This is a genomic window from Ensifer adhaerens, assembly GCF_002940685.1.
Taxonomy (GTDB): domain Bacteria; phylum Pseudomonadota; class Alphaproteobacteria; order Rhizobiales; family Rhizobiaceae; genus Ensifer; species Ensifer adhaerens_E.
Genome location: NZ_PNFP01000003.1, coordinates 156,685 through 171,338, shown reverse-complemented (window position 1 = coordinate 171,338; position 14,654 = coordinate 156,685). Strand labels below are relative to the sequence as shown.

Here is a 14,654-nt window from a genome sequence, read left to right as displayed (position 1 = left end):
GGATGGCATCGTCTCAGGCGGCGATACGCCGGCCATCGACATCGAAGATGTGCAGGTGCTGGGGCTCGACGTGGAAGAACACCTGGTCGCCCCGCGTCGCGTCCGGCAGCTCGCCGGCGATCGCGAAGAACTGCTCGCCGTCCACCGAAAGCTCGACGATCCAGCTTCCGCCGGTCGGCACCACCTCGACGACCCGTGCTTCCCTTGCGCCTTCCACGATGGAGCGCGTCAGGCGGACCGATTCCGGGCGGATGCCGACGGAGCCCGCCGGCTGCGGCAGTGTCCTTGCGGCCAGGCGGTCGCGCATCCAGCCGACCAGCGCGCCGGATCGACCGCTGCCGAGTTCGATGATGTTGATCGGCAGGTTGCCGACGAATTCGGCGACGAAGCGGTTGGCCGGGCGCTCGTAGATGTCGTCGGGCGTGCCAAGCTGCTGCAGCTGGCCCTCACTCATGACGGCGATGGTGGTTGCAAGCGTCATCGCCTCCCATTGGTCATGGGTCACGAAGACGATGGTGGAGCCGAGTTCCTGGTGGATCCGCTTGAGTTCCGCCCGCATTTCCAGGCGCAGCTTGGCGTCGAGGTTGGACAGCGGTTCGTCGAGCAGGATGATGTCGGGCTTGAGCGCGAGCATACGGGCGAGCGCGACGCGCTGCTGCTGGCCACCGGAGAGCTGCGACGGCAGGCGCGTGCGATAGCGGTCGATCGCGAGCTTTTTCAGGACCTCGCCGATGATCGCGTCGCGTTCGGCCTTGGGGACCTTGCGCAGCTTCAGCCCGAACTCGATGTTCTGTTCGACCGTCATGTGCGGCCACAGCGCATAGTTCTGGAAGACCAGCCCCATGCCACGCTTTTCCGCCGGCACGTAGACACCGTCGTCGACCGACACGATGGTCCGGTCGCCCAGATGAATCCGGCCCGCCGTCGGATGCTCGAGGCCCGCGATCATGCGCAGGGTCGTCGTCTTGCCGCAGCCGGACGGCCCGAGAAGGCAGAGGAAATCGGATTGCGGTATCTCGATGCTCAGCCGCTCGACAGCCGCTTGCGTCGTGTTGCCGTAGCTCTTTCTGACATCGCGGATGCTGATGCTTGACATTATTTGCCTCCCAAACCGTCGGACAATTTGCTTTTTGTGAGTTTCTGGACGATCAGCGTGCCGCCGAAAGCGATGATGCAGATCATCAGCACCACGGCGTTGGCCGCCTGGCCGTAGCCGTAGTCGACGAGCCTCAGCGCATAGGTCGTCAGCACATCGGTCCCGGGGACGGCGAGCACCACGACGAGGCTCAGTCCCTTGATCCCGGAAATGAAGGGCAGCAGAACGCCGGTGACGAGCGCGCCCTTCTGGATCGGGACGACGACCGATGCGAGCCGCCGGAACCAGCCGGCGCCGGCGATGCGCGCCGCCTCTTCCGGGTCGTGCCCGAGCTGCATCATCGCCGAGATGCCGGCGCGGGAGGCGAAAGGCATCTGGTCGGCAAGGATCGCCAGCACCAGAATGATCGGCGTGCCGTAAAGTGCAGGCACAGGCCCTCGCTGAACCGCGAACATCGACAGATAGGCGGCGGCAAAGGCTATTCCCGGCACAAGATACGGCAGGAAGGTCACCTGCCGCAGGAAGGTGGCGATCATCGTCGAGGACGTGCGGGTGACGGCGTAGCCGACGAGCAGGCCGAGGAAGCCCGCGCCGAGAGCGGCCAAACCGACGATCCAGAGCGTGTTCCACGTCGCCTGCCAGAACTCGGGCGTCAAAAGGATGCCCTGCTTGAGCGCCGTCGTTCCGAGATCCGAACCGATCCAGTAGGCGAGTGTGAAATTGTCGAGCGCAAAGACGCCGGGCACCTTCATCACCGTGGTCATGGCGAGCGCCAGCAATGGAATGACGGCGCTGACGAGGAAGACCAGTGTCGCGAGCCCGGCTGCCGGCAGCCGGTAGCCGCGCAGCGACGTGGTGCGGTTCATCGATCCCTTTGAGCCGATGACCACGAAGCGGCGCGCTTCCTTCAACAGGTACATGTCGAGGGTGATCGAGATGGTGCCGAGCACGACGATGGTCAGCGCCAGGATCGCCCCCATGCCGGTCTGGCTGGTGGAGATGGCGCGAAACAGCGAGGTCGCCAGCACGTCGTAACCGACGGGAACGCCGAGGATATAGGCCACGCCGAAATCGCCGAGACATTTGGCGAAGATCAGCGTGCAGGCCGAAACCAGCGACGGCAGCATCAGCGGCAGGATGATCTTGCGCGCGATCAGGCCGTTGCCGGCGCCGATGACGCGGGCGGAATCCTCAAGCGTCGAATCGAACTGCCGCAGCGCATTGCCGAAAAGCAGGATGACGAAGGGCGTGTAGTGCAAGGCGAGGATGAGGGTGATCGGCAAGGCGCCATAGGCGAGCCAGTCCGGCGGGGCGAAACCGAGCGCTTCCATCCAGCTCGGCTGTCCGCCCGTGGTCCTGTTCTTGAACAGAGTCTGCCACGCAAGCGCGAAGGTCCAGGACGGCAGCATGTAGGGGATGATCAGAACGGTGGCGAACCAGGTCTTGCCAGGCATGTCGGTGCGGCTGATCAGCCAGGCCATCGGGATCCCGACCGCCAGCGCGACCACGATCGCGCCGAAAGCGATGGTCGCGGTATGCAGCAGCGGCCGCCAGAAGACGTCGGTTGCGATCGCCGACAGGAAGACGCGGTTGAAGTAGTAAAGCGTCAGTTCGCCCATCGACTGCCCGGAGCGAGCCTGGTCGGCAAACTGCACGAAGAACGCATCCGAAAGCAGAAGCAGGATGGGCGCTGCAATCAGGTAGGCGAACAGCACCACCAGACCGACGCCCACCATCGTGGTGGGGTCCTGGTTGTGGACCCTGTAGTTGTAAATGGCTTTGCCAAAGTTTCGCATAGCAATCCCGTGGGTTGGAAGCCGCACAGCAGCCTCGGGCGGGTTGGCCCGACCTGCGGTGACGTTTGTGGTGGGCGCGCGACAAGGCCTGCGCGGACGGCGCATCGGCATCTGTCGGGCTGTCTGTTGGGGTCAGAAGGTGGAAGCGCCGGCCTTGTCGATGACCTCGCGCACGCTTGCCCAATCCCGATCGTAGCGGATCGGCAGGAAGCGCTCGTCGCCGTGAAACTCGCTCTTCATCTCGGCTGTGAATGCGAAATCGAAGAAACACCGTTTCATCGCCGCGACCAGCGGCGGGGCGAGATCGTGCGCATAGGCAAAGGACGACGTCGGAAAGATGCCGCTGGTGAAGATGACACGCAGGTCTTCACGCTTGACCATGCGCCGCTCGATCAGCCGTTCCAGCACGTCGGACGCGACGGCCGCCATGTCGTAGTCACCCGAGATCACGCCGAGGATGGATTTGTCATGGCCGCCGGACATGATCGGCGCATAGTCCTCGCCCGGGCTCAGGCCCTCGCCGGGGAAAAGCGCGCGTGGTGCGAGGTGCCCGGAGTTTGAAAACGCGGACGCGTGCGCCACGCGCCGCCCCTTGAGCTCGGCGAGGGTTTTGAAAGGGGAATCGGCACGAACGATGGCAATCAGATTGTAACCGCGCACGGCGTTGCCGATGCCTTTCGCGGCGAAGGGAACGGCGCCGGCACGGTTGACCGCCTCGACCGTCGGCCCGGTGGAGAAACCCGCGAAATGCAGGCGCCCCGACCGCATGGCTTCGATCTCGGCCTTGCTCGACTGCACCGGGTAATAGACGATCTGGCGGCCGAGGCAGGCCTCGAGATGGGTGGTGAAATCCTTGAACAGGCTGGCATAGACGGCGGGCTCTTCAATCGGAGCATAGGCCCAGACCAGCGTCTGCGGGTCCCGCCACTTTGAGGGGTCGGTTGGCGCGTCGGCAACGTAGTCCCTGTCGGCGTCGCAATAGCGCTCGTCGAGATCGGCGGTTGTCTCGCAACCGGCCTTCGCCGCCGTCGACACGGGCAACAGCAGCACGCACGCCAATGCGAGGCCGGCCAAAAACAGCCTGTGCGCGTTCATGTCCACCCCTCCCCGAAGCTCCGCTCTCCCGGCGAAAGCTTCATAGTTCTCATCTGCTTTTGATCTGTGTATGGGAGTATCACTGTCACAATCCTGTCACCTGGACACGCGATGCGCATTCTCCTGATCGAAGACACCCCCGACATCGCCTTTGCCATTTCCATGCGACTGGAAAAGGAAGGCTATGAGGTCACGACCGCGTACGACGGCGCGGAGGGAGAGCGGCTCGCCCTCAACGCCTCGCACGATCTGGTGATCCTCGACATAAACCTTCCGAAGCGTGACGGTTTCGCCATCCTGAGTGCCATGCGCCAGGGTGGGCTGACGCGTCCTGTCATCGTCATCACCGCCCGCAACCAGGTGGCCGACAAGGTCGACCTGCTCGAATTAGGCGCTGACGACTATCTGGTCAAACCCTTCGATCTGCACGAGCTCGTCGCCCGCATCCGGGCCGTCTCTCGCCGGCACCTGGGTGCTGCGCAATCGGTTCTTCGCCTGGGGTCGATCTCCATCGACCTTTCGGCGCGCGCCGTGATGCTCAAGGACCGGCCGCTCGATCTCGGGCGCCGCGAATTCGACGTGCTGGAAGCGCTCGCGACCCGCGCCGGCACGACGGTCAACAAGGAGCAACTGGTCGTGAAGCTGTTCGGCTACGAGGATACCGGCACGCCGAATGCCATCGAGCTTCTGGTTTCGCGCGTGCGCAGGAAGCTTGAGGATTGCGATATCGAAATCGTTACGCATCGCGGTGTGGGTTACATGCTGCGCCAGCGGACCGGGAGCGGCGCAAACGGTGCGGTCTGATTATTCGATCGAGCGGCGCATCCTCTTCAGCGGCGCTGCCCTGCTCATCATCATCGGGCTTTTCCTCTTCTGGCTGGTGCGCTGGAATGCGCACAGCGCGGCCGAAGAGGCCTTCGACAGGGTGCTCGGCGCCGCGGCGCTTTCGATTGCCGATACGGTGTCGATCGAAGACGGCACCGTAAGCGTCGATCTGCCGCATTCTGCCTTCGCCATTCTGGGCACGTCGCGGCTCAATCGCATCTTCTACCGGGTTGCCGCACCCGACGGCACGATCATCACCGGCTCGCCCATCCTTGGGCTCGAGATCCCGCACGGGACCGGATCGCAATTGCGGCTGGCCGACAGCACCTACAGGGGCGAACGGATCCGCATCGCTGCCGTCGCCCGCTACAGCACCGACGCAGCCGGCGGCGGCTGGGTCGATGTTCTCGTCGGTGAGACCCGCGAGGCACGCGACCAGCTCGGACTGCATCTGACCTTCAATGCCGCCCTTCCCGCGATTGCCGTTTCGGTGCTGGCGTTCCTCTTGATCTGGCTCGCAGTACGCCAGGCTTTCGCACCGCTGAGAACCGTCGAGGCCGATCTCCGCCACCGGGCCTCCTCCGATCTCAGCCCGGTTTCCGGCCCGGTGCCCAGGGAGGTGAGCGCGCTGATCTCGGCACTCAACGACTTCATGGGGCGGCTCGATTCCGTGCTCGTCGGCCTGAAGAGCGTGACGGCGGATGCTGCCCATCAGTTGCGAACGCCTTTGACCGCGTTGCGCGCGCTTGCGGAACTTTCGATCGACGAAGCGCCGGCAGGCAGGTTGCGCGACATTCTCGGCCGCATTCATGCGAATTCGGTCAATGCCAGCGTTCTCGCAAACCAGCTCTTGTCGGATGCAAGCACGCTGCACGGCATTGAATCCCGCCTGCGCGAGACCCTCGACATGCGTCTCGTCGTCCGCGACGCGATCCGCCGCCTGCAGGCGGAAGGCTCCTATCCCGCCCTCGACGACACGCTCACGCTTAACCTGCCCGACGTTGCCGTTGAGATCGAAGCAGAGTCGGTCAGCCTGCGTGAGATGATCCGCAACATCGTCGAAAACGCACTCGTCCATGCGCCGGGCGCGGTCGACATCACCGTGACGCAAGCGGGTCGAGTGATCCGCCTCGTTGTTTCCGACCGGGGGCCCGGAATTCCGAAAGAGATACGCAAGCAGATGTTCGAACGTTTTTCGCGGGCGGACAGCAGCAAGCCGGGCTCCGGGCTTGGCCTTGCCATCGCCAGAACCGTTGCGGAAGCCATGGGCGGCAGCATCAGCCTCGACGACCGGGACGGAGGCGGGCTGTCGGTCGTTGTTTGCCTGCCGATCGGAGGAACCCTGGGATGATCGCTCGCTTCGCGCTCATGCTTTTCGTCGCGCTCTCGGCCGCATCGACGCCGGCGCGGGCCGCCCCGGAACGCCTCACCATCGTCGGCGTCGACGCGCAGCCGACGATGCAGCCGCTGTTCGACGCGCTTCAGGCGGACATGCCCCACACACGAAGCGAGTACAGGCAAGCCCGGCCGAGCCAGATCATCTCCCGGCTGCTGGCCGGCGTCGACGACGACAAACCGATCGATGTGCTCGTGCTGCCGACGCCGGATCTCGCAGTCTACCTGGCCAACGAAGGCAGCGTGTCGCGACACGACGCTTCGGCCGTCAGGCACCGGCCGAAGCAACAGGCCCATTGGCGCAGCGAAGTCTTCAGCATCGGCTACGACCCGGCCGTCTTTGTCGTGCGCAAGGGCGCGATGGCGCCCTTCGACGTCCCGCGCACACGAACCGAGCTCGCGCGCACGCTCGAGCAGAACCGCCCGCGCCTGCTGCGCCGGGTGGGGCTCGTCAACATCGGCATCGACAATGTCAGCTATGCCTTTGCCTCGCAGGAAGCGCTCCGATCGCCGCTGTTCTGGCGCATATCCCGGGCCGTCGGTGCGTCGCAGGCCCGTATATTCGACAGCAACGAGGAGCTGCTGCAGGCGATGTCGGAAGGCCGCATCGATCTTGGCTACAATGTGCCGTTGTCTGCCGTGCGCAAATGGATGAACAAGACGCCGTCCATCGAGATGGTGGTCCCCGAGGACTATGTGCTGGCACTGCCCTGGACGGCGCTGATCCCGGAGAAGGCCCGCAATCGCTCGACCGCCGGCGACGTTGTCGATTTCCTGCTCTCCGATCGAGCCGACAGCGCGCTTGAAGAGGTCGGCCTGACAAGATCGCGGGATCTGGACAGGATGAAAAACGTCCAGCTCATAGAGTTGGGGCCGGAACTGCTCGTCTATCTCGACGCCGTCAAGCGCAGCAGGTTTCTCGACACCTGGTTCCAGCTCGTCATCCAGGACTAGATGGCGGCGCCACGGCTCACGCCGACCTATGACGTCGCTGCGGCCTGAAGCGCGCCCGCCAGCTTGCGGACGGCACCCTCGATCTCGCTTGGCGTGTAGGCCGCAAACCCCATCAGGAACCCGGCCTCGGGCTTGCCGCCTGCGTAAAGCGCGGACAGGCCCATGACCTCGATGCCGACACGGCGCGCGGCGTCGATGGCCGCCGCCTCCGAGAGCTTGCCGGTCAGCACGCACGGCATCTGCAGCCCGCCGTCGGGCACCCGCGCTTCAAGAAATTGCGGCAGGTGCCTTCCGACGAGCGTCGCCAGCAGTTCCAGCCGGTCGGCGTAGACGGCGCGCATGGTGCGGACGTGCGCGCCGAAATGCCCGCCTTCCATGAAGCGGGCGAGCGTCAGTTGCGCCATCGGAGCGGAGTGACCGTCAAGCAATGTGCGCGCCACGGTCATCGGTTTGACGAGCGGGGGCGGCAAAACGGCATAGCCGATCCTCAGGCCCGGAAAGAGCGATTTGGTGAAGGTGCCGATGTAGATGGTCCGGTCATGCGGATCGAGGCCCTGTAGGCAGGCCGTGGGCTTGCCGGCATAGTGGAATTCGCTGTCGTAATCGTCCTCGATGATCCAGGCCTGGTGGCGGCTCGCCCATTCGATCAGCGCCAGACGACGATCCAGCGCCAGCGTCGCACCGGCCGGGAACTGATGCGAGGGCGTCAGGAACACGGCCTTGACCCTGCGCGTCTCCGCCTTGATCTGATCGACGGCGATGCCCTGGCGATCCACGCGGATGGGGACGCATTCGAGCCCCGCCGCGTCGAAGGCCTTGCGTGCGCCGTAATAAGCGGGATCCTCGATGAAGATGCGATCGCCGGGATCGAGCAGCATGTTTGCGCACAATGTCAGCGCCTGCTGCGAACTGGTGAGGATCAGCACCCGGTCGGCCGTGGCGCGGGCGCCGCGTTCAAGGTTCACATAGTCTGCGATGGCACGACGCAGCTCCTCGATCCCTTGCGGGTCGCCGTGAAGCAGCGCCCTTGTACCGGTTTGCCTCAAGACCTGCCGTCCAAGCCGCTCCCAGAGCTGGAGCGGAAAATTGCGTGTCTCCGGCACGCCATGCGCGAAGGGCCGCGGCAACAGCAGTTCGCTGACGCCGCCGCTTCCGAACATGGCGTTGCCGCGCCTGCTCAAGACCGGTGCCCGGTTGCGTGGCTGCGCGTCCCTTAGAGACGAACGCCTGCCGGGTGCAAAATCCTTCATTTCGGCAACGAAGCTGCCGCTCCCGACGCGGCGGTCGATGAAGCCTTCCGCATGAAGCTGGCCATAGGCCGCCTCGATCGTGTCGCGCGACACGCCGAGGGATTTTGAAAGCGCCCGCGAAGCGGGAAGCGGCTTTCCCGGTCCAAGCGCACCGTCGAGGATCAGCTGCCGGATCGCCCGCTGGATTCGCCCATGAAGCGGTATCGCCGCCTGGGCAGGTTGGGCAATCCATGCCTTCACGGACTCCAGTTGGGAATGCTTGAACAAATGGTCTGACCGCCTTGAGATAAGTGGATGGGCATGTCGGGCCAATGAATGGCTATTTGTCAACGCGGCTTGCCAGTCCTCCCCGAAAATTCAGGAGCCCCGATAGATCATGTCCTCCCATGCTTCCCCGTCATCCCTTCGCTTCAACGATCTTGCCCATCCCATCGTCGCAGGTCTGATCTCCGTCATCGTCAACTATGGCGGCACCTTCATCCTGGTCTTTCAGGCCGCGAAAGTGGCGGGCCTCAGCCCGGAACTGACGGCCTCCTGGGTCTGGTCGGTTTCCATCGGCGTGGGACTGACCGGACTTTGGCTGAGTTGGCGCTATCGCGAGCCGATCATCACGGCCTGGTCTACGCCGGCTGCGGCTTTTCTCGTCACCGCGCTGGCAACGACGCCCTATTCCGAGGCCATCGGCGCCTACATGGTCTCGGCCTTGGCCTTCGCCGCGCTTGGGCTTTCGGGCTATTTCGAGAAGGTCATCCGGCTGATCCCGCCGGGCATCGCCGCGGGCCTGCTCGCCGGCATCCTGCTGCAATTCGGCATCGGCGCATTTGGCGGCGCGAGCGTCGACCCGTTGCTCGTCGGCCTGTTGATCGTTGTCTATGTCGTCCTGAAGCGCCTCTCCGCGCGCTATGCCGTCGTCGGCATTCTGGTCCTCGGGCTCCTGTTCCTGCTCGCAGAAGGCCGGGTCGATCTGTCGGGACTGGAACTGGCGTTTGCGGCCCCCATCGTCACCATGCCGGAATTCTCGCTGAACGCACTGCTTTCCGTCGCCTTGCCGCTGTTCCTCATCACGCTGACGGGCCAGTACATGCCGGGAATGCTGGTGCTGCGCAATGACGGTTTCAAGACCAGCGCCAACCCGATCGTCACCGCAACCGGCCTCGGTTCGCTGATCATGGCGCCTTTCGGCTCCCACGCCTTCAACATCGCGGCGATCACGGCGGCGATTGCCACCGGCAAGGAGGCCCATGAGGATCCATCCCGGCGCTGGATCGCGGGTATTGCCGCCGGCTCTTGCTACGTGCTCGTCGGCGTATTCGGGGTTACCCTCGCTCAGGTGTTCATGGCATTTCCGGCGAGCTTCATCACCACGCTTGCGGGGCTGGCGCTGCTCGGCACGATCGGCGGCAGCCTCGCGGCCGCGACCGCCGACCCGGCATCCCGCGAAGCGGCGCTCATCACGTTCCTGGCCGCCGCCGCCAATATCAAGCTGCTCGGCATCGGCGGGGCCTTCTGGGGCCTGCTGATCGGCCTTCTCGCCTCCATCGTTCTGAACGGCCGCCTGCCGCAACGTCGCGGGAACAAGCTGCCGCTGAGCGAGGGCGCTGCGAAGTGACGGCGTAACCGGATCCCGCCGCGTTTGAAGGCTTGCGTCGCCGATGCGTGGCCCTATGGAGGGTTTTGGTCCATCTCGCCCGAAGTCCTCCCAGCCCCAAAAAATGGCGAAGCTGGCAATGGCGAAACAGAGCATTTCAGCGGATGGCGGCAACACATGCCGCCATCCGCCGCTTCAGGCGAAGTCGGGAAATGCCGATCGACTTGTCGAGAGCGGGCCCCACACGTCCTTGACGTCAACGTCACCGCACCGCTCACCGCGGGCCGCCTGTGACGGCTTCGCTGGCGCATCTGCAAACGTCAGGTTGTTGCCGCTGGACAAGGCGAATGTAACGCTATAACACAACGCGTGTTACGTTATTACATTGTAGGAGATTTTATGCCCCGCTCCGGTTTGCCCGCGCTTTTCGCCACCACCATTCTCGCGACCCTCGCCTTTCCGTTGACCTCTCATGCCGAGGAAGAACAGCAGCGCGAGACCTGGCGCTTGTTCATTGCTGACCATACCAAGCCTGTTGTCCGCGCCATCGATCTGGAAACGGCCAAGGAAATAGGCCGGTTTGACCTCCAAGGCTACGCCGCCCTTTCCTTGAGCGAGACGGGGCGCACGGTCTTCGCCGTCCAGGGCGAACAGAACCTGATCCACGCCATCGACACGGGCATTTCACTTTCCGATCACGGCGAGCACCGGGACATCGAGGTCAAGGAACCGAGACTGCTTGAGACGACGATCCAGGGGCAGAAGCCCGGCCACGTGGTCGCCCATGGCGACGATCTCGCCATTTTCTACGATCGCGGCGGCAAGTTCGATCTGCTGCGCGAAAGCGCGCTGTTGGCCGGCAAGGCGGAACTCAAGCCCTATGACACGACCGCCGCGCATCATGGTGTCGCGGTCTCGACCGGCAACCATCTTCTCGTTTCCGTGCCGAACCTGGAAGCGGCGGTAAAGGAAGGTGAGCTTCCTCCGCGCCTGGGTCTACGCGTCCTCGACAAGGAGGGTAAACAGGTCGGTGACGTCGCAGCCTGCACGGGGCTGCACGGGGAAGCCACATCCGCGCGCCTGGTCGCCTTCGGTTGCGCGGAAGGTGTCCTGATCGCCCGCCCGGGCGGGCTTGACGGCCCCAAGCTCGAGATGCTCGCCTATGGCGACAAGCTACCGGAAGGCAAGGTATCCACGCTGCTCGGCGGCACCTCCATGCAGTTCTTCCTTGGAAACTATGGAGAGGACAAGGTCGTGCTGATCGATGCCGATGCGAAGGAGCCCTACCGCCTCGTGGAGCTGCCGCTGCGGCGCGTGGACTTCATCCTTGACCCGGCGAAGTCACGCAATGCCTACATCCTGACGGAGGACGGCAAGCTTCATCTCCTTGATGTCGTGGACGGGGTGATCACCAAATCGGAGACCGTCACGGAGCCCTACAGCAAGGATGGCCATTGGCGCGACGCAAGGCCCCGCCTCGCCGTCGCCGGCAAGCATGTCGCCGTCACCGATCCGCGCCAAAGCCTGGTCCGCCTGATCGATACGGAAACGCTGAAGGAAAGCCGCACGATCGCGGTCGAAGGCCAACCCTTCGCAATCGTCGCAGCCGGAGGATCGGGCGCAACCCATTGAGGAAGAGCAAATCTGGGCGCCGGCTTGCGGCCGGCGTCCCTTGAGCAGCCGAAAGCCGCCGATCCGGATAGGCCGTTGAGGCCATGCGACGAGCGCCGTAGACCAACAATCCGACAGAATCCTGAGTTGCAGTCACTTGGAGCAAGGACAGCCTGCGCGCAAGCCAAGCTGTCGTAGGAGGTGGCAGGCAAACCCACAGATGTGCTCGATCGGATGCTTGGAGCCACGCGATAACAAGCGACCCGATTGACGGAGATGCCCGAAACGCGCCACAACGCCGCCGACAGGCAGCCACTTGCTGCCCCACAAGGTTGTGGCTATAGTCTCACCATGACCAAGTTGTTTGATCATTTCACGCATATCGCGGGCTGGTGGCTGCCGAGTTGAAGGGCGGCACCAACTGCTATGTGCACTATGGGCCGCCGCAATGGGCGGCCTTTTTATTTCTCCGGCTCGATTGCGGCGTCCGATCCTCGAACGGAGAAGTAAATGGACGACGCAATTATCCCCGCACTTGTCAGCTTTGCCTTTGCCGCGACAATCACGCCTGGTCCAAACAACATCATGGTCATGGCGTCGGGCGCGAATTTCGGCTTCCGCCGCTCAATACAGCATCTGCTCGGGATTTCCGTTGGGGTCCTGCCGATCATATTGTTGGCCGGCGTCGGGCTCATGACCATATTCGAGGCCGTTCCCGAACTCGAAACGATGTTGCGTGTTGTCTCGACGGGTTATCTTTTGTGGCTCTCCTGGAAGATCGCGAGTGCTGCACCACCCAAGACGGGTGATGCCGCTGGCAAGCCGCTTTCGTTTTTTCAGGCCGCTGCGTTTCAATGGGTCAATCCGAAGGTCTGGGCAACAGGCCTGTCCGCCACAGCCCTCTTTGCTCCGGAGGGCGGCCTAATTTCCGTTGTTCTCGTAGCGCTGACCTTCGCGATCATCGGACTTGCTGCAAATGCCGTTTGGGCGTGGATGGGCACCATGCTTCAGCATTGGCTGATGGTCGGCCGCAGGCTCCCGCTTTTCAACATCGCCATGGCGGTTCTGTTGGTTGTCTCGCTCTATCCTGCATGGCGGCACTGAGGATGGTGATGGTCTGTGCCTGAAGCCCAATGACGCGTCTGCCAGAGCATTTGAGGTTCGCGCGATAATCTGAAGTCCGCGCTGGCGATCGTTGGCGCGGATTTACAGGCGCCAGTCAATCAAGGGTGACTGCTCGGTTTGGTTCTGCGACGTCCACAATTCGAACGCCCTTCGGTAGGAAGGAGGGCGACGGACAGAGCCTCAACGGCAAGCTCGGCCTCAAGGTGGCGTTCTGACGAGCATATTGCTCAGGCGGCACAGACACCGCGATCGCCTGCGCCGCTCGAGGTGCTTTAGAAGCAGCCGCTGTTGTCGCTGCCGAGCTATGCACAGGCTCCGTTCATCGCGCCAGCCACCCCCCATCCACGGGGATGACGGCGCCATGCAGGTAGCGTGACGCCGGCGCAAGCAGGAAGACGGCAGCGTCGCCGATATCGTCGGGCGTTCCCCAGCGTCCGGCGGGGATGCGCTCAAGGATCGCGGCATTGCGATCGCTGTCTGCGCGCAGCGCCTCGGTGTTGTTGGAGACGATGTATCCGGGCGCGATCGCGTTGACGTTGATGCCCTGACTTGCCCACTCATTGGCGAGGATCCGCGTAACGCCAAGCACGCCGTGTTTTGACGCGGTGTAGGAGGCAACGCGAATGCCGCCCTGGAAGGACAGCAGCGAGGCGATGTTGACGATCCGCCCTTCCCGCCTTTCGGCAAGAAGCCTGCGGCCAAAGGCCTGGCTCAGGAGAAAAGCCACCTTCAAGTTGAGGTCGATCACCTCGTCCCAGTCTGCCTCCGAGAGCTCGATCGAGGCGGCGCGGCGAATGATGCCGGCATTGTTGACCAATCCGTCCAGTGGACCACCTTCCTCGGAGACACGGTCAATCAAGCTCTTGACCGCATCCCCATCGGCGAGATCGCAAGCGAGCGGTACGATCCGGCCGCCTGCCGCTTCGACCTTTTCCACCGTCTCGGCCATCGACGAGCGCCCGACCGCGACCACCTCACCGCCGGCCCGGCCGACCGAAACCGCTATGCCCTGGCCGATCCCGGTATTGGCGCCAGTGACGAGCACACGCTTTCCAGTGAGGCTGAAGGCGGAGAGATCGCTCATCGCAGCGTCTCCATCGGCACCGGGTCGGCGTCGGTGTAATCGACATTGTCGCCGGCCATTGCCCAGATGAAGGCATAGTTGGACGTGCCGCAACCGGAGTGGATCGACCAGACCGGCGAAAGCACGGCCTCCTCGTTGGCCATGACGATGTGGCGGGTCTCGGAGGGCTCGCCGAGGAAATGGAAGACCCGTGCCGGCGCGGGGAGATCGAAGTAGAGATACACCTCCATGCGCCGGTCATGGATGTGTGCGGGCATGGTGTTCCACACCGATCCCTTCTTGAGTTCCGTCATGCCGACGACCAGCTGGCAGGTCTCGATCCCATTGGTGAACTGGAAGATCGAGCGCTCGTTCGACGTCTCCAGGCTGCCGAGATCAAGGCGCTTGGCTCCGGCAACCGTCAAGAGCGCCGTCGGGAAGGCACGGTGCGCCGGCGCCGACAACAGGTAGAACTTTGCCGGCGCTGCCCGACTGTCCGAGACGAACGTCACTTCCTCGCCCATGCCGACATAGATCATGTCTCGCGCAGCGAGCGGATGGCTTCTGCCGGAAACGACGGCGCGCCCCGGACCGCCGATGTTGACGGCGATCAATTCGCGGCGCTCGAGAAACGTCTTCGTGCCCATCGGCTTGATCGCTTCGAGCGTCAACTCGGTCTCGACCGGCATCGCCCCGCCGATCACCATCCGGTCGTAGTGGGTGTAGGTGAGGTTGACACGATCGCTCTCGAAGAGACCGGAGATGTGGAAGTTGTGGCGCAGTTCGTCGGTTCCCATCGCGGCGGCGGCGAGCGGGTCAATGGCGTGGCGGGAAGCGAAATCAGTGATCGTCATGT

The 14,654-nt window shown here is 63.7% G+C and carries 12 protein-coding genes; 6 read left to right on the top strand and 6 right to left on the bottom strand.

Going from position 1 to position 14,654, the window contains the following annotated elements:
* Positions 1-13: 13 nt before the first annotated feature.
* The 3 genes from C1A35_RS06910 to phnD all read right to left on the bottom strand — a co-directional run bounded on the left by C1A35_RS06910 (position 14) and on the right by phnD (position 3,987).
* Positions 14-1,096, bottom strand: a complete 1,083-nt coding sequence (locus C1A35_RS06910; protein ID WP_104663614.1) for an ABC transporter ATP-binding protein — start codon at positions 1,094-1,096, stop codon at positions 14-16.
* Positions 1,096-2,892 (bottom strand): ABC transporter permease, encoded by a 1,797-nt coding sequence (locus tag C1A35_RS06905; RefSeq protein WP_104663613.1) that lies wholly within the window; start codon positions 2,890-2,892, stop codon positions 1,096-1,098. The genes C1A35_RS06910 and C1A35_RS06905 overlap by 1 nt, the downstream gene beginning before the upstream one ends.
* Before the next feature lie 132 nt (positions 2,893-3,024).
* On the bottom strand, positions 3,025-3,987 hold the full coding sequence (phnD, locus tag C1A35_RS06900) for a phosphate/phosphite/phosphonate ABC transporter substrate-binding protein (protein ID WP_104663612.1): 963 nt from the start codon (positions 3,985-3,987) through the stop codon (positions 3,025-3,027).
* Between the two features lie 111 nt (positions 3,988-4,098).
* On the opposite strand from phnD, the gene C1A35_RS06895 reads away from it, so the two are divergent.
* The 3 genes from C1A35_RS06895 to C1A35_RS06885 are packed head-to-tail and all read left to right on the top strand — an operon-like array spanning position 4,099 to position 7,161.
* Positions 4,099-4,791 (top strand): response regulator transcription factor, encoded by a 693-nt coding sequence (locus C1A35_RS06895; RefSeq protein WP_104663611.1) that lies wholly within the window; start codon positions 4,099-4,101, stop codon positions 4,789-4,791.
* On the top strand, positions 4,781-6,163 hold the full coding sequence (locus C1A35_RS06890; protein WP_199772892.1) for a sensor histidine kinase: 1,383 nt from the start codon (positions 4,781-4,783) through the stop codon (positions 6,161-6,163). Before C1A35_RS06895 ends, C1A35_RS06890 begins: the two co-directional genes overlap by 11 nt.
* Positions 6,160-7,161, top strand: a complete 1,002-nt coding sequence (locus C1A35_RS06885) for an ABC transporter substrate-binding protein (RefSeq protein ID WP_104663609.1) — start codon at positions 6,160-6,162, stop codon at positions 7,159-7,161. Before C1A35_RS06890 ends, C1A35_RS06885 begins: the two co-directional genes overlap by 4 nt.
* Before the next feature lie 26 nt (positions 7,162-7,187).
* Here C1A35_RS06885 and pdxR read toward each other — a convergent pair whose 3' ends face one another.
* Positions 7,188-8,678: a MocR-like pyridoxine biosynthesis transcription factor PdxR gene (gene pdxR, locus C1A35_RS06880; RefSeq protein ID WP_104663608.1), complete on the bottom strand. Its 1,491-nt coding sequence runs from the start codon at positions 8,676-8,678 to the stop codon at positions 7,188-7,190.
* 109 nt (positions 8,679-8,787) lie between these two features.
* Between pdxR and C1A35_RS06875 the strand changes: the two genes are divergently transcribed.
* The 3 genes from C1A35_RS06875 (at position 8,788) to C1A35_RS06865 (ending at position 12,714) form a co-directional block, all read left to right on the top strand.
* The gene (locus tag C1A35_RS06875) at positions 8,788-10,020 is read left to right on the top strand and encodes a benzoate/H(+) symporter BenE family transporter (protein ID WP_104663607.1); all 1,233 of its coding nucleotides are present in this window, start codon (positions 8,788-8,790) and stop codon (positions 10,018-10,020) included.
* 378 nt (positions 10,021-10,398) lie between these two features.
* A complete protein-coding gene (gene aztD, locus C1A35_RS06870; RefSeq protein ID WP_104663606.1) occupies positions 10,399-11,631 on the top strand; it encodes a zinc metallochaperone AztD in 1,233 nt (410 codons plus the stop codon).
* A 489-nt stretch (positions 11,632-12,120) separates the two neighbouring features.
* Entirely contained in the window at positions 12,121-12,714 is a 594-nt protein-coding gene (locus tag C1A35_RS06865) for a LysE family translocator (RefSeq protein WP_104663605.1), read from the top strand.
* Between the two features lie 340 nt (positions 12,715-13,054).
* Here the strand turns inward: C1A35_RS06865 and kduD are convergent, their stop codons facing one another.
* On the bottom strand, positions 13,055-13,819 hold the full coding sequence (gene kduD / locus C1A35_RS06860; protein WP_104663604.1) for a 2-dehydro-3-deoxy-D-gluconate 5-dehydrogenase KduD: 765 nt from the start codon (positions 13,817-13,819) through the stop codon (positions 13,055-13,057).
* A complete protein-coding gene (gene kduI, locus C1A35_RS06855) occupies positions 13,816-14,652 on the bottom strand; it encodes a 5-dehydro-4-deoxy-D-glucuronate isomerase (protein ID WP_104663603.1) in 837 nt (278 codons plus the stop codon). Before kduI ends, kduD begins: the two co-directional genes overlap by 4 nt.
* Positions 14,653-14,654 lie beyond the last annotated feature (2 nt).

Bases quoted from the DNA above. Each gene is read 5' to 3' on its own strand.
- C1A35_RS06885 (WP_104663609.1), top strand. From the start codon at position 6,160: ATGATCGCTCGCTTCGCGCTCATGCTTTTCGTCGCGCTCTCGGCCGCA.
- C1A35_RS06895 (WP_104663611.1), top strand. From the start codon at position 4,099: ATGCGCATTCTCCTGATCGAAGACACCCCCGACATCGCCTTTGCCATT.
- aztD (WP_104663606.1), top strand. From the start codon at position 10,399: ATGCCCCGCTCCGGTTTGCCCGCGCTTTTCGCCACCACCATTCTCGCG.
- kduI (WP_104663603.1), bottom strand. From the start codon at position 14,652: ATGACGATCACTGATTTCGCTTCCCGCCACGCCATTGACCCGCTCGCC.
- C1A35_RS06910 (WP_104663614.1), bottom strand. From the start codon at position 1,096: ATGTCAAGCATCAGCATCCGCGATGTCAGAAAGAGCTACGGCAACACG.
- kduD (WP_104663604.1), bottom strand. From the start codon at position 13,819: ATGAGCGATCTCTCCGCCTTCAGCCTCACTGGAAAGCGTGTGCTCGTC.
- C1A35_RS06865 (WP_104663605.1), top strand. From the start codon at position 12,121: ATGGACGACGCAATTATCCCCGCACTTGTCAGCTTTGCCTTTGCCGCG.
- C1A35_RS06905 (WP_104663613.1), bottom strand. From the start codon at position 2,892: ATGCGAAACTTTGGCAAAGCCATTTACAACTACAGGGTCCACAACCAG.
- phnD (WP_104663612.1), bottom strand. From the start codon at position 3,987: ATGAACGCGCACAGGCTGTTTTTGGCCGGCCTCGCATTGGCGTGCGTG.
- C1A35_RS06875 (WP_104663607.1), top strand. From the start codon at position 8,788: ATGTCCTCCCATGCTTCCCCGTCATCCCTTCGCTTCAACGATCTTGCC.